We start from the raw sequence: 21,727 nt of genomic DNA, 5'->3' as shown, positions 1-21,727 counted from the left end.
TTCTAGTTTGTAACAATTTTTTCAATAAACTCCAGTTCGATCTGTGTGAAATCGGCAAAAATATGGTCTGCTTCCCGCAGCACATCTTCCTGCCCAATTCCAATACTCAGCATATTCGCTCTCTTAGCTGCCTCGACTCCGGCTACCGAATCCTCAAAAACCACACAATTCTCAGGTTTTATCTTCAGTTTTTCCGAAGCGATCAAGAAAACTTCCGGATCAGGTTTAGCTTTAGAGACATCATTCCCGTCTACAATAGCCTCAAAACGATCATAAATATTCAGGCTTTTAAGAATAGGACGAGCATTTTTGCTGGCCGATCCCAGGGAGTACGGAATATTATTTTCGGTAAGATAGTCAAGCACCTTTTTCACACCGGGCAAGAGGTCTTTTTCAGACATTCCCGAAATACGGGAAAGATAATCCTCGTTTTTGGTGATCATCAATCGGTCAAACTCCTCCTTTGAAATGGATTTACCACCCCAGTTAAGGATCTGTTCCAGCGAATGAATTCGACTCACTCCTTTTAATTGTTCGTTCTGTTCAAGAGTGATGTCAAATCCAAGGTCATTGGCTAGTTTTCGCCAGGCCAGAAAATGGAATTTCGCGGTATCCACGATCACTCCATCCAGGTCAAAGATCACTCCTCTCTGCTCATTCATTAATGTTCAATCTTTTATTTGTTTTTACCCTTAATGTCAGCAATCCTGAAAGGATCATGGATAAACCACCGATGATAAGGGCATACACCGGTTCATTGCAGAAAATTTCTTTTACCAAATATCCTAATATCGTTGCCGCCACAATTTGCGGGATCACGATAAAAAAGTTAAAGACTCCCATGTAATACCCCATTTTGGCTGAAGGCAGGGAACCTGAAAGCATGGCGTATGGGAGGGACAAAATACTGGCCCAGGCTATACCCACGCCGATCATGGAAAGCAAAAGTCCTGCTTTACTGCTCAAAAAGTAAATAGAGATCAATCCTATACCACCCAAACAAAGGGCGATCAAATGGGTGACCTTATTATTTGTCTTTTGTGCCATTACAGGAAGTAAAAAAGCAACGGCTGCCGCAACCCCATTATAAACGGTAAACATCACCGGCACCCAGTCGGCCGCATCGTTATACAATTCAGACGTCGGATCGGTGGTACCAAAAACATGACCAGTAACAGCGGCAGTGGTGTAGATCCACATTGAGAACAATGCGAACCAGGAAAAGAATTGCACCCACGCCAGCTGCTTCATGGTATCGGGCATGTTCAGCATGTCTGTAACGATGACCGTAAAACCGTTCTTTACGTTCTTTTTCCGAAGCCGTGAAGTAAGCATGAACAACACGCCCACGATCACAAGGCCGACAAAAAGAATATATAATTCCTTGGTAAGACTGTTGGCATAAATGTACCAAGAAACAACGGCGCCTATTACAGCCATTGCTATTCCTGCGTACAATTGATTTTTAATGTTCTTTTCTTTGTCTGCCGCGGTTTCCTTTACGGGACGTGCGGCTTCTTTATCTCTTTTTTCAAAGGCAGCCAGTTCTTCGGGAGTATATTCTTTCGATTTAATGACCGTCCAAAGCACCGTAAGCAGGAAGACGATTCCTCCTACGTAAAAGGACCATTTTACAGAATCCGGGATAACTCCTTCGGGCGCAGTATTACTGATGCCAAACCAGTTGGAAAACATATATGGTAAAAGCGAGCCCACAACTGCCCCGGTTCCAATAAAGAAACTTTGCATGGAAAACCCAAGGGTTCGTTGTTTTGCCGGAAGATTATCTCCCACAAAAGCCCTAAAGGGTTCCATGGAAATGTTGATCGAGGCATCCATCAACCATAAGGTTCCCGCAGCTATCCATAAAGTGGGAGAATTAGGCATGATGTAAAGGGCAATGGATGAAAGGATGGCCCCTGCCAAAAAATATGGCCTGCGCCTCCCTAACCTGGTCCAGGTGCGATCGCTAAAATATCCTATTATTGGCTGTACCACGAGTCCGGTAACCGGCGCCGCGATCCAAAGAATAGGGATCTGATCAACATCAGCTCCTAAGGTTTCAAAAATACGGGAGGTATTGGCGTTTTGCAGGGCAAAACCGAATTGTATACCAAGAAACCCGAAACTCATGTTCCAGATCTCCCAAAAACTCAATGTGCGTTTTTGCATTATCGTAGTGTTAGATTACGATAAGCTGTGAGACTTATCAAAACTTAAAAGGAGAGAGAAAATATAAGTTTCGATAAATTCAGGCCAAATATATAAAATAAATTGAAAGTCGGCTTTTTTATTTATGTCTGGTGGACTCTCTTTCGATAAGGCTGGTCTCGACGATCTGGGTTTGGTAGCTTTCTTCAGCATCAACAGAGCGTTCAAGTCTTTCTATTAAAAGACGGGCCGCCCTTGCCCCTATTTCGGCTCCATGTTGATTAATAGTGGAAAGGCTGGGAATAAATCGGTGCGCCAGTTCCCCATCAGAAAATCCTATCACCGAAACATCATCAGGCACTTTAAGGCCTTTGTTCAGCAAACCTCGAATGGCACTAGTGCTAAACTGCTCATTAACCGCAAAGATCCCATCCAGATCCCGGGTCTTTAAAAATTCAGCAATTTCCTTTTCACTGCCTTGCATATCCTCGATCTTGAGAATAAGATCTTCATCTGGGCTCATCCCATTTGCTTCAAGAGCTTCAAGATAACCCTGGGTTCGCAATTTCCCAACGCTTATATAGTCTACAGTAGTGATTATGCCAATTCTTTTACATCCTATATCAATAAGATGCTGTACCGCTTTTTTGGCACCAGCAGTATCATCAATGATCACTTTATCACATTTGATCTCGTCAACAACCCTGTCAAACAATACGAGCGGCATCCCCTGGTTGATCACCTCCTCCAAATGGTGATAGTCCTTTTTTTGCTGGGTCTCCTTGGCGATAGAAAGTATAAAACCATCTGTACTGCCGTTTGCCAGCATTTCCATGTTCATCACTTCCCTGTCAAAGGAATTATTCGACAAACAAATGATCACATTATATCCTTTTTCATTAGCCACCTGTTCTACTCCGCTAATTACGGTAGCGAAAAAATCATGAACGATCTCGGGCAACACGATCCCGATGGTGCGGGTTTTTCTGTTCTTTAGGCTTAAAGCAATATTGTTGGGCTTATAATTATAAAGTTTGGCGAAAGCCTTCACTTTTTGGCGTGTCTCCTCGCTGATCTCTATGCTGTCGCGTAAAGCCTTGGATACGGTAGAAACAGAAACATCAAGTTCCCGCGCGATCTGTTTTAGAGTTAGTTTTGGTTTCATGTTATTCTTCTTCTGTAGGGTGAAAGTGTAAAGTTATGGTAAATATATCTTAAATTCACCTAAAGAAAGTTTTCAACACGAAAACGTTTTCGGGCCTGTATATGACGGGGATCATCATTTATTGGCGAAGAAAATACCTACTTTTAAACCCGGAGAGTGAAAATATAAGGTTAAAATAACGTAAAACTAATATTCCAATTTTATGAGAACATTTATTAAAAGCACATGGCTTCTCTTGTTTATGATGCCATTGAGCTTTTTTGCCCAATCCACGCTCAGCGGTATTGTCACCGAGCGGGATACAGGAATGCCGATACCGGGTGCAAACGTGGTTATCAAAGGCACTACCAACGGAACAACAACTAATTTTGATGGGGAATACACGCTTACCGGGGTTGACCTGGATGACGTGATCGTCTATTCATATGTAGGGCTGGAAACCCAGGAAGTTCCCTTTACAGGCCAGGAAACGATCAATGTCGCCCTTGCACCAGATGCTGCCATACTTGAAGAGGTGGTATTGATTGGTTACGGTTCTACCCGTAGACAAGATGCCACAGGATCTGTTGAACAGATCTCCTCGGAAGAATTCAACCAGGGAGCTATTGTTTCTCCCGAGCAATTGATCCAGGGAAAATCTGCCGGGGTAAGGATCACTTCCGGAAACGGAGCTCCCGGAGGCGGAACCGAGATCAGGATCCGTGGTGGTTCCTCCCTTTCAGCAAACAACTCTCCTCTTATTGTAGTAGATGGAATTCCGCTTGACCAAAGAGGAGTTCAGGGAGTAAGAAACCAGTTGAACGCCATAAACCCAAATGAGATCGCAGATTTCGTGGTACTTAAAGACGCTTCGGCAACTGCAATTTACGGGTCAAGGGCTTCTAACGGGGTTATTCTTATTACTACCAAAAAAGGAAAGAAAAACGCTGACCTCAAATTCGAATACGACCTAAAAGTTTCGGTTGGGGAAGTAGTGGAAACCGTGGATATTCTAGATGCAGATCAATTCAGAAATCTTATTGAGACTACTCCTGGTACAGACGTTGGCCTTTTAGGTACCGCCAATACAGACTGGCAGGATGAGATCTACCAAACTGCCGAAGGAGCAATCCACAACCTTACCGTTTCCCAGGGGCTTGACAACTTCTACTATAGAGTGAACTTCAACCATACTTCTCAAAAAGGGGTTTTAAAGACCGATCTTTACCAGAGAAATGCCTTGAACACAGCATTCAATTATGATCTTTTAGATAATGATCTTAAGTTAACGCTTACCGCCAAAGGAAGTGTGGATCAAAACGATTTCGCAGACGAAGCAGCTATTGGAGCGGCAGTGAACTTTGATCCTACTAAGCCGGTATATGACGAGAACAGTAACTATGGAGGGTTTTATGAGTGGACAAACAACAATGGGGTTGCATTGCAGCAAGCCACACGAAACCCGCTGGCGCTTCTCCTGCAACGCGACGCTGAAGGAAAGACAAAACGTATTATTACGAATTTTAACATTGATTACGATATCCCATTGATCGACGAACTTCGTTTTAATCTTAATGCCGGTGTTGATTACGCTGAAAATAATGGTTTCACCTTCCGCCCTACCACTTCGGCCACTGTGCTTCAGAATATACCTGCTGAAGAGGTGTACTGGGGAATTAACCGAAACCAGTTACTTGATTTCTACTTTAATTACAAACCTTACGTAGAATCTATTAGTACAGCCATTGATCTTACAGCTGGTCATTCATTCCAGGAATTCTACATGTCAAGCCAACAAAGGTATACAGACGAAGCAGTAGAAGGAAACTGGGTTCTTAACCCCTTAAGTATTAACCGTAACGCGCTGGAATCTTACTTTGCCAGAGCTAGCTTTGATATAGATGACAAGTACCTTATTTCTGGTAGTTACAGAATGGACGGATCTTCAAGGTTTAGTGAAGATAACCGCTGGAGCTCCTTCCCAGCAGTTTCTGTGGGTTGGAAGATAAACAACGAAGATTTCCTTAAAGATTCTGGGATATTATCTGAACTTAAACTGAGAGCAGGTTACGGGGTTACCGGTAACCAGGAAATTGGTCCTAATTACGGATACCTTGGAGTTTATACTCCAAGCCAAAGAGGAGCAAGTTACCAGTTTGGTGAAACTTTCTACCCTACTCTTCGTCCTGAAGAATATGATAAAGAGCTGAAATGGGAAGAGCTGCAGACCTACAACGTAGGTATGGACTTTGGGTTCTTCAATGACCGCTTTACCGGAAGTGTAGATGCATATCACAGAACAACTGAAAATCTTTTAGCCGAAGTACCTGTTCCTGCCGGGGCTAACCTATCTGACAGACTGGTGACCAACGTAGGGGAAACGGTAAGTAAGGGGATTGAGGTTGGACTGAACGGAAAACTGATCCAGACAGACAAGATCAACTGGAATCTGAATTACAACATCACCTTCCAGGACCTTGAGATCACCAAACTTTCTTTGGGAGATGACCCTAACTTCTTTATACCTCAGGGAGGCATCAGCGGAGGGGTTGGTAACATGATCCAGATCTGGAAAACAGATATTGATCCAACTACATTCTTTGTATATCGCCAGGTTTACGATCAAAACGGAGAACCTATTGAAGGAGCTTATGTTGACGTAAACGGAGATAACACTATCACTGAAATTGACAGGCAACCGTATAAAAAGGCTTCTCCTGATTTCTTCATGGGCTTGACAAATAATTTCACTTATAAAGATTTCGATTTCAGCTTTACCTGGAGAGGTAGTTTTGGAGGGTACATGTACAACAACATGCAATCTGCGACAGGTTTTAGAGGAGCAGGAACTGTAACTCCTCAGCCTTATTATTCGAACTTCAACGCAAACGTTCTCGAGACAGATTTCAATGAAAGTCAGTTCTTTTCAGATTACTACATTCAAAGTGCAGATTTTGTAAAACTCGATAATGTTTCGGTAGGATACCTTATTCCAGGTGAAAAACTTGATTTCAGGGCTTCCTTTACAGCCTCAAACGTATTGACCATAACAGATTATGATGGCCTTGATCCTGAGATCGCCGGAGGAATAGACAATAATTTCTATCCAAGACCCCGCACCTACACTTTAGGTCTGAACCTTACTTTTTAGAGAATAAAAAACTATGAATATGAACAATAAGATAAAATCATTCTTTCTCATTTTCCTCAGCCTTACCATTTTGGGCTCTTGTGAAAATGAATTAGATCTACAACCCGAAGATAACAGGGAAGGCCCGGGACAGGTACTTCAGGATCCTGCTGCTTACAAGCAGTTCCTGGCTAAAGTTTACGCAGGGCTTGCTGTAAGCGGCCAGGTAGGGCCTGCGGGCAATCCTGACCTTTTAGGATTAGATGAAGGTTTTTCACAGTACCTTCGTCTATACTGGATGTTGCAGGAACTACCTACAGATGAAGCCGTAATTGGCTGGAACGATGGTACCATTGCCGACTTGCATGCACAGAACTGGACATCAGGAAACGAATTTATTCGTACAATGTATTCAAGGATCATGTACCAGATCGCTCAGGCTAATGAATTTATTCGTCAGTCAAGTGATGAAAATCTAAGCGCTTACGGAATCGAGGATTCTCAAAGAGCCGAAATTCAGCAATTCAGAGCTGAGGCGAGGTTCTTGAGAGCCTTAAGTTACTACCACGCTATGGATCTGTTCGGCAATCCGCCATTTATTACAGAAGAAAGCCCTATTGGAGCATTCCTTCCTCCGCAGATCAAGCGCGCTGACCTTTTCCTATACATTGAAGAGGAGTTAAATGCCATAATGGGTGACCTTGCTCCTGCCCCACATCCGGAGTACGGAAGAGCCGACCAGGCTGCAGCCTGGACTTTATTGGCTAAACTTTATCTTAATAACGAAGTGTATCTTTCTGATAAGGGATCTGCAGTTGCCGATCAAAGTCGATTCAAATCAACTTCAGAATATTACAGCCTGGCAGCAACCAACTCAAAAAAGGTGATTGATGCAGGTTATGAGCTAGTAGATGATTACCAAAAGCTTTTCCTGGCTGATAACGATTCAAACGGGGCTCAGAACGAGATCATCTTCCCAATCAGATTTGATGGAATAAACACAAATTCTTACGGAGGTTTGACCTTTGTGATCCATGCTTCAATTGGAGGAGATATGGACCCTGCTGAATTTGGAGTGAATTCTGGATGGGCCGGATTAAGAACTACTCCTGAATTTGTTGGTCTATTCCCTGACGGAGCCGATTCTTCAGATGAAAGAGAGATGTTCTATACAGAGGGTCAAAATCTTGAGATCAACAGCATAAGCAGTTTTTCGGATGGCTATGCAGTCGGTAAGTTCAAGAATGTTGATGTTAACGGAAACCAGGGAAGCGATGCTACCGGGGAACATGTGGATACAGATTTTCCAATGTTCAGACTGGGTGACATCTACTTAATGTATGCGGAAGCCTTGTTTAGAGGTACGGGCGATGCTAGTGCAGCCTTACCTTACATCAATGATCTTAGGGAAAGAGCCTATGGAGAGGGTAACGGACTTGTTTCCAGTATCACTGAAGATTTCCTGATCGATGAAAGAGGAAGGGAATTGTACTGGGAAGCCCATAGAAGAACAGATCTCATCCGCTTTGACCAATTTACCGAAAACGGAGTATGGGCATGGAAAGGTGATGTGCCACAAGGGACAACGACCGCTGCATTCAGAAATATCTATCCCATTCCGGCTTCCGATCTAGGGGTAAACACTAACTTAACTCAAAATCCAGGATACTAATAAATTATAAAATGACGACAATGAAAAAATTATCCATATTACTATTAGCTTTTGTTGCGCTTACGGGTTTTAACGCCTGTACAAGTGACGATGATGTAGTATTCATAGCGCAACCCGATCCCGAAGGCATCGCATTCACCAATACTTTCTCGCCTGAATACATCCTGACAAATGCAACTGCAGAAAATACTGTTGAGCGTTTTGTATGGAACGAAATTGATCTTGATGTTCCTACAAACATTAACTATGACCTAATGGCCTCTGCCTCTCAGGACATGAGCGATCCTGTTCTAATGGGAAGTACTGCAGGAACAAATCTTGCTGTTAAAGTAAAGCAACTTTTAAGCCTGGCTCAAGACGCAGGTCTTGACAACGACCCGGAAACCGAAGCTCCAAATACCGGCACCTTATACTTCCAGGTACAAGCTACTGCAGGTACAGCCGGTGAATTGCTTCACGAATCTGATGTTCAACCCTTAACTGTAGTAATTCCTGAAACTACTGGTGAAGGAGAGATTGAACTTCCCAAGATATACATGGTAGGTAACTTCCAAAGTGCCGGTGGATATGGCAATGACTGGACTCCTGCCGATGGAGTACCTTTAACTGCATCTGGAGAAGGCAACACTGATTTTGAAGGTTATGTGTATATAAACGTAGATTCTCCAGAGTTTAAATTCCTCCCCACAAATGAAGGATGGGATGGTGATTATGGAGACGCCGGAACAGAAGCAGGAGTCTATACGGGATCTCTTCTCCAGGAAGGTGAAGTCAATGCCGGAACCCCTGATGGAACAGGAGGATATTACCTGGTAAAGGTAAATACCGAAACCCTAACCTACACCCTGGAAAAATACTCATGGGGAGTAATTGGAAATGCCACACCAACGGGTTGGGATTCAGATACAGATATGACTTACGACACGGATAATCATGTATGGACAGTCACCATGGATTTAACCGCTCAGGATGCACCAGATAATGGGTTTAAATTCCGTGCTAACGACAGCTGGGACGTGAATCTTGGTGATACAGGAGCAGATGGCACCCTGGAACCTGGTGGAGAAAACATTGGTGTTCCTGAAGCAGGAAATTACACTATCACCCTTGACCTTAATGACTCAAGGAATCCAACATACACTCTTACAAAGAATTAAGAGTGTAAATAATTGAAAAAGGCTGCTTCACGGCAGCCTTTTTTTTAATAAACCCATAGAGATGAAAAAACAAAATTTACTATTTCCGCTGCTTTTCGTGTTGCTGGTTATGATGGGATGTTCGTCAGATGATGATATAACTCCGAATGATCCAGATGACGGGGATGGCCAGATTGATCCTCCTACAGCAGAATATGAACCCCTGAATTTAGAAAATTATTATAACGGTACGGGAGTTATGATGCAGGCTTTTTACTGGGATGTAGAGCCTAGACACCAATGGTGGGAGAAACTTACCGAAAAGGTTGACGACTGGGCAGATGCCGGAATAAATCGCATCTGGCTGCCACCTGCTTCTAAGGGGCAGTCTGGTGGATACTCCATGGGATATGATCCTTCAGATTATTTTGATCTTGGAGAGTATGAACAGCATGGTACTGTAGAGACCCGCTTTGGTTCCCGTACAGAACTTGATGCGCTCATTTCAGCGGCACATTCTAACGGAATTGAGGTTATTGCGGATATCGTTTTAAACCACAACTCTGGAGGTGGTTTAGAATTTAATCCTTATAGAGGTTATGAAACCTATACTCTCTTCAATGAAGAATTTGGAAACGCTTCGGGAAGATTTAATAGAAATTATGAAAATTTCTATCCCAACAGTACCAGCAACTGGTATGACAACAGTTTGTTCTATCCTGAAACCAACCTTGACCACAACCAGGAGTATGTGCAAAATTGGTTATGGGCTGCAGATTATTCCGTGGCCAATTACTACAAGAATGAAGTAGGGTTTGACGGCTGGAGATTTGATTATGTGTTAGGATTCGAGCCCTGGGTGGTAAAGGCCTGGCTTGATGAAGTCGGCGGGTTCTCGGTTGCAGAATATTGGGACGGCAATGCAAACAACCTGATCAACTACATTGAGGAAACCGGCAGCGGAGTATTCGACTTTGCCACCTTCTATAAGCTTGATGAGGCCTTCGACAGGAATGATGATCTTCACTCTTTAACGGGGGATATGGTATGGCAAACTTATCCAGACAAGGCGGTGACTTTTACAGCCAATCATGATACTGAAAAAGACGAAAATGAGGACAACTTCATATCCTATGAAAATAAGTTGAAAGCCTATGCTTTTATACTTACCCATCCGGGATACCCGACTATCTTCTATTCAGATTACGAAAATGCAGATTTTAAAGAAGAGCTACAGCAACTGATCCATATTAATAATACCATTGCCACGGGAGATGTGGAGGTGCTATATGTGGATGAGGATGAATACATCATGAAAAGAGCCCGTACTGCCTCAAGCCCCGGGTTAATTTTATACATCAATACTAACGGAAATACCAAGATCAAGGAAGGGATCGACACCGACTGGAACCAGGCTATGATTATGGACTACAGCGGAAATATCGACTACAACCCAATTACTGATGAGAACGGGATGGTATCCCTGCGTGCACCAGCCAATGGTTACGCCATCTACTCTATAATGAAACAGAAATAAATCAAGTGTTTTTACTGAAAACAAAGGCCGGTATTCACCGGCCTTTATTTTATTCCAATCGAACCGAAATGACTCCAACCCCATGCTGTTCCTGCTTCTGACTTTCTGTAAGCCCGGGACCAATAGAGAACTGCAAACTTTCGGCATCTTGGATATCAAAAGTTTTCTGGACATCGTGTTCAAAATACATAGGTAAAAAGGTAGGATAAGGCCTCGGCAGTGTTACCGTCTTCACCGGTTGCAGTTCAGCAAGATCAATTCTATACTCTTTTATTCCCGGTTGCAGTTCAATCACTTTTCCAAAACTCCTGCCGTTGTCCATGACCAGCGCTACCTGCAGTTTTGCAGGCTTCTCGTTCAAAGCCTGACCTTTGATCACCAGACTGTTCTTATCTATTAAGATCTCTCTCCTACCCTCTGTTTTGCGGTTAATGTTATACCTGAAGGAATAATCATAAACCGGCTCTGCATTTTTGTTTTCAGGATCAACTTCAAACAATTTCTCCACATTCACCCGGTATTCCACTTCTCCAAAAGTTCCGGTGGGAACATTTTTCAGGCTGGGCAACCATTTCCCGACCATGTATTCACTATCTTCAGAAGCATTGAACAGGTAAACGGGTGAATCTTCAGGAACTATACTGGTCTTAAAAGGCGCATCAGGATCAAAATCCCAATGCCCCGGGTCTCCCTTTTTACCTCCGGGAAAGGTATTTGTTCCTTCTGAAGTTGTGACGATCATCCGGTACTCTAAAATGCCATTTGTTAGCAGGTTATCAGGCACCTGAGCAGAATAGGTGTAAGCCGTCTCTGGCTGAAGCGTCACACTTTCGTAAGTATTTCCGTTCCTGAACCATGCCTGCACCTCATTTACCTCTTCATTGGAAACAACGGTTGCCGCGATCTTGTGCTCCTCCCCTGCCGAAAGCACCGGCACAGCTTCATGCACCAGGTATGTCCTATCAACTGTACTTGGTGGGGCTACAAAAGCATTTAGATCTTCTTTCGTCCATCCGGCATAAGTAGATTTAAGCTTTTTGCCTTTTTTAGAGAGAATATAAGTTCCGGGTTCTACGGAAAAAGTACTACCGAAAGCCATTTTAGAAACTTCATTTCCGTCATTCAATCCTTTGATAGAAAAATCACTACCAAGGTCGGGCAGATCAAGTTTCATTTCCCGGTCTGCATGATTGATCACCGTTAGTGTCTTATCGAGGCTGTTGTTTCCAAAAGGATCCTTGACCAAAATCGCATCGGGCATTACTTCCAGTCTCCAGGTGCCATTTTCCAGCTTGTCCAGGAAATATGCTCCTCTCCCACCATAATTTACCACGGGAGAACTTCCGAAGCCGGCGATCTGCTTCAGCTTTTTGGGATTCTTCGGAAGGCTTTCAGTAGAATTGGTGTAAATAAATTTTTCAGCAGAATTCATTTCAGCAAGATCATTTTCATAGTTAATGCTGAAGCTTCCGAAGTTAAAATTGGCGGGATAATTTCCCAGGTCGGCATTCAATTCCACATTTCTGAAGATCTCGCCGCTTATCATCAAGGCAAGCGTCTTTGACGGGGTGTAAACGAGGTTCATGTAATGTGTATCGTATTCGGTATTAAAAGGCGCCATATAAGTAGGGTCATAGGCAAAATGTGTCCCTATTTGGATCCCCGCTTGCCTGAAGCTGCGCGCCATCGCAGGATACATATAAGATTTCATGACATCGGCCGCATCAAATTCATAAACCAGCTTTGCCAGCCCGTGTTCTTTCCAAACATCATTGAAGGGAATTTCATAGTTGTTCACGTTTGGGAGTAAATTCCCTTCCAGTTCCTTTCCAAACCCCAGACCTGTGGGATACCATTGAAAAGTCCCGCCATCTATACCGGTTTCGGCATAAATTTCAGCTAAATGAATGCTGTGGGTTACATTGTAGAAAATCGGTTTTTCGGTGCCGGTTGAGCGCATGGCAGCAAGCATCTTCTCGATGAACTCTTTTACCTTCTGCGGCTCTTCCCGGTGGTGAGGTTCATTGCTAACTTCAAATGCGATCACGTTTGGCTCATCTTTGTAAGCCTTACCGGTGTAGGGATTCACATGCTCCAGGAATTGCGCCAGGTAGTTTTCCTGCGCTTTTATGGCTTCAGGATTAGTCAGACTGCCTTCCTTACCGTATCTATCAGAAAAACCGGGAGTATCCTCATCAGGTTCCGGCCAACCGTTGCCCCAATATGCGATGGGCGTGAGCACAAAATTGATCCCTCGGCTTTTCAGCTCATTGATCAAAAAATCGAAATGATCCAAATGTTCATTTTCCAACAGGTTGCCCTCCTCGTCGCTTATCTCGGTATCCCAAACATGAATGCGATACAGGTCAAAGCCAAGCCTTGAAAAGTGGTAGACATCCTTACGGATCTGCTCCTTTAGATCAATCCCCAGCTTCTTTCCCGTTCTAAAAGCATGGGCGAACGGCACCGAATAATTCACCCCAAAACCCTTTACTTCATCGTCATTATGGCCCCACCGCATCACTCCCTGATCATCCACATACACGTTACCCTTGCCGGAATCCTGGGCAAAAGAATTTGCCGCAAACAAAATGGTGCATAGAAGCACCATTATTTTACTTTTTATTAACCTTTGCATTTAAACTAATTTAGAGTTATAGTATTCTTTTGAAGGCCTTCAGCTTCAGCCTCAATAACAACAGGGCCTTCAAATTCTTTTGTCCTGAGGAGAATGCTGGCGATTCCGGCCTCTGCCTGCACCGGGTTCTCCCCTACCAATACCGTATTTTGATTGGCTGTCCTTACCGTGAATCTCACCTGTGGAGTGGCTGACGGTACAGGATTCCCATCCTTATCAAGCACTTTTGCATAAACAAAGACTACATCTGGAGAACGGCGGGAAATCGGTTTTCCCGAAAGATCTACAGAAAGTTCAATTTTTGCCGGCTCTCCGGGAGTGAAAATCGAGTGTGAAGCAACTTCTTGGCCATCAATATACCCCACAGCCCTTAGCTGTCCAGGTTCAAATTCAGGAACTTCAAAATAAAAGGGAGGATGAGCCAACTCTGAGGAGAACTGATCTCTTTCAGGCAACTTTTTTTCTATCAGTTTATTGTTTAGATAAAGGGCTACTTCCTGGGCATTGCTGAAAACAGTGATCTTTTTAGCAGAATCGGGCTGCCAGTAATTGGCAATAAATACCATAGCTTCTGAAAATGGATCGCCGGCAGGCTCTTTCTGGCTCTGATAAAAGTAATAGCTGATTTTAGGGATCCTGAAGATATCGGCAATTCCCGAGGCCTCCAGGTTATCGGCATAGCCGCGGTTATAATCGAACATAAGCCAGTTGGCCATTCCTATGGTCTGCGCACCCTTCAAATTAGAATTAGCGGCTTCCTGAAAGTTAAGCGCCTGCTGTAAGAGCCGTTTTTCTCCATAACCTCTTAACTGCCGACTCGTTCGCTCTTCTTCCTGCAGATCTTCAAAGGCTTTTTGATTAAACCCTGCATTCTGGGCGTAATATTCCCAGTCCCCATACTCAGCGATCAGGATCGGCCGATTCGGTTTATCATATTCGTTCCAGTACGCCGGCGGTTGTGAATGTTGCCTCGCGGGAATGAAAAGATCATAAGAAGGATGGTCAATCCACCCGGCGCTAAAGGTATCGGGGTACGGTAGTTCCTCTTTTAGCACCTGATTAGCCCTTATCATGAATTCTTCGGTCATAGCCGATTCATTCAGGGAATTTTCCCAGAATACCACCGAAGGATGATTGCGGTCCCGGCGCGCCATGTCCTTTATATCCTGCAGGGCATTTTCAACGAACTCCCCTTCCTCATAATATTGCCACCCGGGAATAGCGTTCATCACCAGTAAGCCCAATTCATCGCAAGCCTGTAAAAAAGCAGGATCCTGAGGATAGTGGGACAACCTCACAAAATTGAACCCGGCATCTTTGATCTTATAGGCATCGCGATAATTGGCTTCATTAGAAATGGCATAACCTACATAAGGATATTCCTGGTGCCGGTTAGTCCCGTTAAGGAATAGTTTTTCACCATTGAGATAAAAACCTTCGGCGGTTAGTTCGATCTTCCTTATCCCGGTAGTGACCTGTCGGGAATCGATCACATTCTCATCTTCCAACACCTGCACCCTTATCTGGTACAAATGAGGAGTATCCGGAGACCATAGTTCAGGTTCTTCTATGTTTACCTTTTGCTCAATAGACTTATCTTCACCAGGTTTGATGCTCACAGGATCTGAAATAAAAGAATAAGTTCTGCCGCCGGGAGATCGGAATTCGGTGACCAGGCTGATTTTTCCTTTTTCTTCGGAATCATTCTGAACATGAGTTTTGACAAATCCCTTAGCCCCGGCTTTGGCAACTTCATCAAAATGTATGAGGATCCCGCCGCTGTTGACCTTCTCGGCATGCACAGCATTGGTAATGTGGAGGGGATGCGTCTTTACCAGGAAAACATCCCGATAAATTCCCCCATAGTAATTGAAGTCTAGATCTTTTAAAGGTTTACCCGGGGGAATGACCGAATTATCCACGTTCCTTACCTCTACTTCGATCTGGTTCACTGCATTGTTGATCAAATGATCTGTGGCGTCTACCGTAAAGGGTAAATATCCTCCTTTATGGACCTTTACCAGGGAATCATTGATCTTTACCCTGGCTTCCTGCATCACCCCTTCAAACTGAAAGAACCATTTCTCGGCTGCGGGTTTTTGAACTTCAAAATCTTTTCTGTACAAGGAAATTCCCTGCCACTGGTCATTCACTACCAGGGGTTCGATCTTTACAGTATGAGGAATAAAAACCCTTTCCCAGGCAGCTTCAGCGGCCGCGCTATCCTTCAGCCTTTGGAATTGCCAGTCGCTGCCAAAGTTTTGAGTCACCCTCTGGTAATCCTGCTGATCCAACCCATTTTCTGCACGGTATAATGATTCACAGCCAAAGAAAATAAAAGACAAACATGCTAAGACCCACAACTTTACAGACCGATCCATATAGGCGATTTTATAAACGTAAATATTACAATTATTTTTCAGAAAAAGAAGCCTGCGAGATCTATATCTCGAAATTGTATCCCGACCTGATCAGTTTTTCATAGGTGTCGTGATCAAATTTATACAGATAAGCTCCCCTTTTTGAAGAAGATTTATCTTTTTCGTCCAGCTTGATCAAGACGTTATGCGACATTACCTTTTTCCTGAAGTTTCTCGAATCCAGTTCTTTTTGGTAAATGGCTTCATAGAGGCTTTGCAATTGCGGAATGGTAAATTTTTCCGGCAACAATTCGAAACCAATTGGGCGGTAACGGGCCTTTCTTTTAAGTTCTTCCAGGGCATCATCTACCATTTGGCGATGGTCCAGAACAAGTTCGGGAAGATCATTTACATCGTGCCACACGGCACCATGCTGCTCCACCAGCTCCTTGTCATATTCGTTTAACCTGATCAGCGCATATTGCCCTATGGATATACATCTGTATCCGGGATCCCTGTCGGCAACGCCGTAGGTCTTCAGCTCTTCCATAAAAACATTGGTGAGTCCCGTGATCTCTTCAAGCACGCGCTTGGCTGCAGAAGAAACATCTTCCTCCAGCTTTACAAAACTTCCTATTAACGACCACTCCCCTTTTAGAGGTTCTACTCGTCTTTTAAAAGTTAGCAGTTTCAAACTACCGGAATCAAATCCGAAAATGATACAATCTGTAGCTACGTACATCTTGTCCTTTTGCTGGTAGAAATCATAAAGAGCTACAGGCTCCTGTTCTTTTTCTTTGTACATTGGAAAGAGCGGATTAAAGTGTATACAAAAAACGGAAATTTCCCTTAAGAATAAAATAAAAGTAGAAAATACATTTATTATATTTGAACTATTCTAAAAATTTATTTCTTGAGTACGAAACATTCAGAACAGGACAAATATTTACCTCCCTCTTTTCAGGACTTTACCGCGGAATTTACCGTGCAGTCACCGGGAAGGATCAACCTGATAGGAGAACATACAGATTACAACAATGGTTACGTATTGCCAACTGCCATAAACAAAAACATTCTTCTTCAGTTTGCTAAAAATAGTTCTGAACACCATTGCAACATTTACAGTAAGACCTATGAAAAAAATTTCAGTTTTGACCTAAGGAAAATTTCTAGAAGTGAGCAGCAATGGGAGAACTACATCCTGGGAGTGATAAGTGAAATTCAGAAGCAGGAAAAAGAACTTACGGGTTTTGACTGCATCATCGACAGTGATCTTCCCGTTGGCGCGGGCATAAGTTCTTCCGCAGCACTGGAGTGTGGAATGGCTTTCGGATTAAATGAACTTTTTGACCTTGGCCTTGACCGGCAGACCATGGCAGAGCTGTCCCAGAGAGCGGAACACAACTATGTGGGCACCAAATGTGGGATCATGGACCAGTATGCCTCTATGCTGAGCAAAAAAGATCACCTGTTGCTTCTTGATTGCCAGATACTGAAAGCCGCCTATGTTCCTGCACATTTCCAAGGATTTAAGATCCTTCTGCTCAATACCCGCGTAACCCATAGCCTGGCAGACAGCGAATACAACACCAGGCGAAAAGAATGCGAGGAAGCGGTTTTGGCCATTCAAAAAAAGCATCCTCAAGCCGCATCTTTAAGAGATGTTAGCTTTGATATTTTAGAAGATGTTAAAGAAGAACTTTCTGATGTGCAATACAAACGAGCGCTCTACGTGCTACAGGAGAACGAAAGGGTTCTGCAGGCTGTAAAATCCATAAAGACCGGCGATCTTTCCAACTTTGGCGATCTCATGTACGATTCACATGTAGGCCTGCGCGATGATTATGAAGTATCTTGCAAAGAATTGGATTTCCTGGTCGACTTTTCCAAGGAATTTGATGGTGTCTATGGCGCCAGAATGATGGGCGGCGGATTTGGTGGTTGTACCATTAACCTTATCAAAGAAGAGGCTGTAGAAGAATTCGTTTCAAAAGCTTCAGCGGCTTATTTCGAGGCATTCGGAATTCAGCCGGAAGCTATAATCGTGGCGCCCGAAGAAGGCACAAAACTCATTCGTTCGTAAAATTGAAATATGAACAAGGAATTCAATACACATCCCCACAGAAGATACAATATACTCACCGGCGAATGGGTGCTGGTTTCACCTCACCGCACCAAGAGGCCCTGGCAGGGAAAACTGGAAAAGGTGGCTGAAGAAAAACGCCCTTCTTATGACGCCGACTGTTTTCTTTGCCCCGGAAATGTTCGCGCCAACGGTGAAAAAAATCCGGATTATAAAACTCCCTTCACTTTCCGGAATGACTTTTCAGCACTTCTGCCCAAAGGTCCTAAAGGAGCCGTAAATGAAGGACTGCTGAAAGCTGAATCGGAAACCGGGATCTGCCGCGTGGTCTGTTTTGCTCCTGATCATTCCCTTACCCTGCCATTGATGCGGGTGCCCGATATTGTAAGGGTGATCCAAAAATGGAAAGAAGAGTACGAAGACCTTGGCAGCATGGAGGACATCAACTACGTGCAGATCTTTGAGAACAAGGGTGATCTCATGGGCTGCAGCAATCCGCACCCGCACGGGCAGATCTGGTCACAACTTTCGGTTCCTGTCGAAGTTCAGAAAAAGTCGGCACACCAAAAGACATACTGGAAAAAGAACAACCGAAGCTTACTGGGAGATTACCTAAAGCAGGAATTAGAGCTTAAAGAACGCCTGGTGCTGGAAAATGAACATTTTGTGGCACTGGTTCCTTATTGGGCTGTTTGGCCTTATGAAACCCTGATCGCCTCAAAACGTCATCTTCAGCATATTGGGCAGCTAAATTCTGAAGAAGAACATGCCTACGCAGAGATCCTGAAAAAGCTCTCTATTAAATATGACAATCTTTTCCAGACCTCCTTCCCTTACTCTTCAGGAATACATCAAAGTCCTACCGATGGGAAGAATTACCCGGAATGGCATTTCCACATGTCCTTTTACCCGCCGTTATTAAGGTCAAAGACCGTGAAAAAATTCATGGTAGGATATGAGATGTTCGCCGGTCCGCAGAGGGATATCACCGCCGAACAGGCCGCCGAAACTTTAAGAGATCTGCCGGACGTGCACTATACTGAATGGTAGTATTTAACACAAGAAAAGCCGGTAAAACCGGCCTTTTTTAATTTCTTTAATTCTGGTTACCACAGCATCGCGTACAGCATGGCAACGATCAGCATGATCGCGAAGGCACCTATGTTGAATGCAGTGCCCGTCTTGAACAGGTTCCGGGTAATGACAATAGATTTGGGATGATCTTTTCCTTTGGTCTCCATTAAACTGATCACTACCATAATGGCCATAGTGAGGATCCAGGTGGCGAACATTTGATGCATGAACGGTAGTTCTAAAAATAAAGAACTGTCTGTCCAGCCGTTTGGCCCCACCTTGAAATACAGTGCAATTGGGATGGAGGCAAGGACTCCCCAAATCGCTGCATTATTGGTGGTCTTTCTCCAGAACAGGCCAAGCATGAAAACGGCCAGTATCCCCGGACTCACCACTCCGGTATATTCCTGGATGTACTGGAACACCTGTCCCAGGTTGCGCAGTTGGGGAGCAAGAAAAACCGCGATAATCAAAGCCAAGGAAGCAGAGATACGTCCCACGGTAACCAGTTTTCCTTCGGAAGCAGACTTCTGAATATAAGGTTTGTAAATATCCATGGTAAAGATGGTCGCGGTTGAGTTGAGCATAGAGGCTATCGAGGAAACAATCGCAGCAGCAAGTGCGGCCAGAACCAGCCCTTTCAGCCCTATTGGCACGAACTCTCTAATTAACCATGGGAAAGCGTTGTCATTTATGATCCGGCCACCTTCGGCAATGAAGGAAGGATCTGTATATTCCGGGCCAAAAGCTCCGCCGGGTCCCGTATTCATCACGTAAGCAATGATACCTGGCACCACAACTATTAACGGAATAAGCAGTTTTAAAAATCCGGCAAGGATGATCCCTTTTTGGGACTCCCTGAGGCTTTTCGCCGCCAGCGTTCTTTGAATGATGTACTGGTTAAAGCCCCAGTAATAGAGATTGGCAACCCACATTCCGCCTAAAAGCACCGCAAGACCGGGCAGGTCCCACCAGGCATCTTTCCCGCTGGGAGTGATGATCTCTCCTTTTTGTAGGATCATGCTGAATTTTTCGGGCACCTGTTCATAGATCTGCACCATGCCTGAGAAAATATTGCCATCTTCAGCCACATGAGACAACCCGATATAAGTAGTGATAAGACCACCTGCAATAAGGAGCACCACCTGCACTACATCTGTCCAGGCCACAGCCGCCAAACCTCCGTAAAGTGAATAGGCTGCCGCGAAAAGTGCTAGCCCAATAATGGAATACATGAAAATTGACCCGTCACCGTCCCCAATAATGGTATCCAGGGCCGTCGCTCCCAAATATAACACAGAGGTTAGGTTCACAAAAATGAATAGGCCTATCCAGAAGATGGCAAGGATGGTCTTCAGGTTGGTGCCGTAGCGTACTTCAATAAATTCAGGGATCGTGTAAAGGCCTTTTTCAATAAAAATGGGCAGAAAATATTTCCCCACGATGATCAGGGTAATGGCAGCCATCCATTCATAGGAGGCAATGGCAAGACCTATGGCGAAACCAGAGCCCGACATACCGATAAATTGTTCGGCAGAGATGTTTGCTGCGATAAGAGACGTACCAATAGCCCACCAGGGGAGCGATTTACTTGCCAGGAAATAATCTTCCGAAGTGTCTCCTTTTCCACGTGACACCCAAAGACCAATACTTATGATCAACAAAGCATAAGCTGCGAAAATGATGTAATCTAAAGCCGCGAATTCCATAAATCAAATTTTGAGGGCCTACTTTAAGCTTCAGCCCGGGGTCTAAAAGTTTTGTTAAATATAGAATTAAATCTGTTTAAACGTATTATATACACTTAAAAAGTTTTCAACTTTCGGTTTTAAAGATCCATCGCGTGGAATTCTGATATTCTTCACCCTGTCTTAATTCTACAGAAGGAAAATGTTGATGATTAGGCGCATCGGGATGTACCTGAGTTTCCAGGCATATGGCTTGCCGAGACTTTCCAATTATGGTGCTGTACTGCCAGTTATCCGGCAGTTCTTCCGGCACGTAAACAACAACCGCCGGTTGGTTCGAAATTACAGAGAGAGAAATGCCGCTTTGGTCTCCTTTTAGATGGACCTTCTCCCTCTCCTCTGTGCCTGTGGAAAATACAAAGGTGGTATCCAGTGGGATCTCATCAATCATTTTTTGCTGCTGAAAATCGCATTCTGTCGCTCTTACTTCTGAAAACTTGCCGGTGGGAAGCAACTTTTCATCCACCTCCAGGGCCTTGTCTGCGTCAATACGTAATTCATGGCCGCGAACATCTCCGAAGCCATTAAGATTGAAATAAGTGTGGTTGGTAAGATTTACAATGGTTGGCCGATCTGTTTCAGCTGAATAATCTATCCATACTTCATTAATTTCAGTCAATACATACCTGACCTTTACGCGAAGTTCTCCGGGAAAACCTTCCTCTCCATGGGGACTGCAATATGAAAGTGTGACTGAAGGGTCGGGCCCTTCCGAAGTGGTTTCTATCTTCCAGAATTTGTAGGAAAAACCGTTTTGACCGCCATGCAAGTGCACCCCTTCCTTGGAGGACACCTGATACTTACTACCTTCAATTGAAAAGCTACCTTCGGCGATCCTCCCCGCAAACCTGCCTACAGAAGCACCGAAGAACTTCCCTTTTTTCCTATAAATTGCCGAAATGTAATCTGCAGGGTCTTCGGGTCCGGTTACTACGTTCACTGTTTTTCCCCTGTTGCACAACTTTAAACTGAGGACCGTCGCGCCAAAATTTCCTATTTTGAGTTCTGTACCGCGGCTGTTTACTAGCGATACAACTTTTAATTCCTTCAAATT

Annotated in this window: 14 protein-coding genes; 6 read left to right on the top strand and 8 right to left on the bottom strand. The window is 44.1% G+C overall.

All coding sequences use genetic code 11. The annotated features are described in order from the left end of the window. Positions 1–2 precede the first annotated feature (2 nt). The 3 genes from pgmB to BLS64_RS05815 all read right to left on the bottom strand — a co-directional run bounded on the left by pgmB (position 3) and on the right by BLS64_RS05815 (position 3,316). Positions 3–662, bottom strand: coding sequence for a beta-phosphoglucomutase (gene pgmB, locus BLS64_RS05825; protein ID WP_093112576.1), 660 nt, complete (start codon positions 660–662; stop codon positions 3–5). Beyond that, on the bottom strand, positions 655–2,172 hold the full coding sequence (locus BLS64_RS05820; RefSeq protein ID WP_093112575.1) for an MFS transporter: 1,518 nt from the start codon (positions 2,170–2,172) through the stop codon (positions 655–657). Before BLS64_RS05820 ends, pgmB begins: the two co-directional genes overlap by 8 nt. Positions 2,173–2,290: 118 nt before the next feature. After that, positions 2,291–3,316, bottom strand: coding sequence for a LacI family DNA-binding transcriptional regulator (locus BLS64_RS05815; protein WP_093112574.1), 1,026 nt, complete (start codon positions 3,314–3,316; stop codon positions 2,291–2,293). A 202-nt stretch (positions 3,317–3,518) separates the two neighbouring features. Between BLS64_RS05815 and BLS64_RS05810 the strand changes: the two genes are divergently transcribed. From BLS64_RS05810 to BLS64_RS05795, 4 genes are all read left to right on the top strand, one after another. Continuing rightward, positions 3,519–6,446, top strand: a complete 2,928-nt coding sequence (locus BLS64_RS05810; protein WP_093112573.1) for a SusC/RagA family TonB-linked outer membrane protein — start codon at positions 3,519–3,521, stop codon at positions 6,444–6,446. A 19-nt stretch (positions 6,447–6,465) separates the two neighbouring features. Further along, positions 6,466–8,097 carry a RagB/SusD family nutrient uptake outer membrane protein gene (locus tag BLS64_RS05805; RefSeq protein WP_093112572.1) on the top strand — a complete coding sequence of 544 codons (1,632 nt, stop codon included), beginning with the start codon at positions 6,466–6,468 and terminating at the stop codon, positions 8,095–8,097. A gap of 20 nt (positions 8,098–8,117) precedes the next feature. Then, on the top strand, positions 8,118–9,254 hold the full coding sequence (locus BLS64_RS05800) for a SusF/SusE family outer membrane protein (protein WP_176763436.1): 1,137 nt from the start codon (positions 8,118–8,120) through the stop codon (positions 9,252–9,254). 61 nt (positions 9,255–9,315) lie between these two features. Beyond that, positions 9,316–10,770, top strand: a complete 1,455-nt coding sequence (locus tag BLS64_RS05795) for an alpha-amylase (RefSeq protein WP_093112570.1) — start codon at positions 9,316–9,318, stop codon at positions 10,768–10,770. Between the two features lie 49 nt (positions 10,771–10,819). On the opposite strand, the gene BLS64_RS05790 is transcribed toward BLS64_RS05795, so the two are convergent. The 3 genes from BLS64_RS05790 to BLS64_RS05780 all read right to left on the bottom strand — a co-directional run bounded on the left by BLS64_RS05790 (position 10,820) and on the right by BLS64_RS05780 (position 16,573). Beyond that, positions 10,820–13,381 carry a cellulase family glycosylhydrolase gene (locus BLS64_RS05790; protein ID WP_093112569.1) on the bottom strand — a complete coding sequence of 854 codons (2,562 nt, stop codon included), beginning with the start codon at positions 13,379–13,381 and terminating at the stop codon, positions 10,820–10,822. 32 nt (positions 13,382–13,413) lie between these two features. Further along, complete coding sequence (locus BLS64_RS05785; RefSeq protein WP_093112568.1) at positions 13,414–15,789, bottom strand: glycoside hydrolase family 2 TIM barrel-domain containing protein; 2,376 nt, start codon at positions 15,787–15,789, stop codon at positions 13,414–13,416. Positions 15,790–15,850: 61 nt separating this feature from the next. Further along, complete coding sequence (locus BLS64_RS05780; protein WP_093112567.1) at positions 15,851–16,573, bottom strand: NUDIX hydrolase; 723 nt, start codon at positions 16,571–16,573, stop codon at positions 15,851–15,853. A gap of 108 nt (positions 16,574–16,681) precedes the next feature. On the opposite strand from BLS64_RS05780, the gene galK reads away from it, so the two are divergent. Continuing rightward, complete coding sequence (gene galK / locus BLS64_RS05775) at positions 16,682–17,851, top strand: galactokinase (RefSeq protein WP_093112566.1); 1,170 nt, start codon at positions 16,682–16,684, stop codon at positions 17,849–17,851. Positions 17,852–17,860: 9 nt separating this feature from the next. Further along, positions 17,861–18,901, top strand: a complete 1,041-nt coding sequence (locus tag BLS64_RS05770; protein ID WP_093112565.1) for a UDP-glucose--hexose-1-phosphate uridylyltransferase — start codon at positions 17,861–17,863, stop codon at positions 18,899–18,901. A gap of 56 nt (positions 18,902–18,957) precedes the next feature. Here the strand turns inward: BLS64_RS05770 and BLS64_RS05765 are convergent, their stop codons facing one another. After that, a complete protein-coding gene (locus BLS64_RS05765) occupies positions 18,958–20,634 on the bottom strand; it encodes a sodium/sugar symporter (protein WP_093112564.1) in 1,677 nt (558 codons plus the stop codon). 106 nt (positions 20,635–20,740) lie between these two features. Next, the gene (locus BLS64_RS05760; RefSeq protein ID WP_093112563.1) at positions 20,741–21,724 is read right to left on the bottom strand and encodes an aldose epimerase family protein; all 984 of its coding nucleotides are present in this window, start codon (positions 21,722–21,724) and stop codon (positions 20,741–20,743) included. Positions 21,725–21,727: the final 3 nt, after the last annotated feature.

The organism is Salinimicrobium catena (genome assembly GCF_900102915.1).
GTDB classification, from domain to species: Bacteria; Bacteroidota; Bacteroidia; order Flavobacteriales; family Flavobacteriaceae; genus Salinimicrobium; species Salinimicrobium catena.
Note: the sequence above shows the minus strand (reverse complement) of the source record. Positions and strands in the feature narration are given on the sequence as shown.

Coding starts and splice junctions, on each gene's coding strand:
- BLS64_RS05790 (WP_093112569.1), bottom strand. CDS start 13,381: ATGGTGCTTCTATGCACCATTTTGTTTGCGGCAAATTCTTTTGCCCAG.
- BLS64_RS05820 (WP_093112575.1), bottom strand. CDS start 2,172: ATGCAAAAACGCACATTGAGTTTTTGGGAGATCTGGAACATGAGTTTC.
- BLS64_RS05765 (WP_093112564.1), bottom strand. CDS start 20,634: ATGGAATTCGCGGCTTTAGATTACATCATTTTCGCAGCTTATGCTTTG.
- BLS64_RS05815 (WP_093112574.1), bottom strand. CDS start 3,316: ATGAAACCAAAACTAACTCTAAAACAGATCGCGCGGGAACTTGATGTT.
- BLS64_RS05795 (WP_093112570.1), top strand. CDS start 9,316: ATGAAAAAACAAAATTTACTATTTCCGCTGCTTTTCGTGTTGCTGGTT.
- BLS64_RS05800 (WP_176763436.1), top strand. CDS start 8,118: ATGAAAAAATTATCCATATTACTATTAGCTTTTGTTGCGCTTACGGGT.
- pgmB (WP_093112576.1), bottom strand. CDS start 662: ATGAATGAGCAGAGAGGAGTGATCTTTGACCTGGATGGAGTGATCGTG.
- BLS64_RS05810 (WP_093112573.1), top strand. CDS start 3,519: ATGAGAACATTTATTAAAAGCACATGGCTTCTCTTGTTTATGATGCCA.
- BLS64_RS05785 (WP_093112568.1), bottom strand. CDS start 15,789: ATGGATCGGTCTGTAAAGTTGTGGGTCTTAGCATGTTTGTCTTTTATT.
- BLS64_RS05780 (WP_093112567.1), bottom strand. CDS start 16,573: ATGTACAAAGAAAAAGAACAGGAGCCTGTAGCTCTTTATGATTTCTAC.
- BLS64_RS05805 (WP_093112572.1), top strand. CDS start 6,466: ATGAACAATAAGATAAAATCATTCTTTCTCATTTTCCTCAGCCTTACC.
- BLS64_RS05770 (WP_093112565.1), top strand. CDS start 17,861: ATGAACAAGGAATTCAATACACATCCCCACAGAAGATACAATATACTC.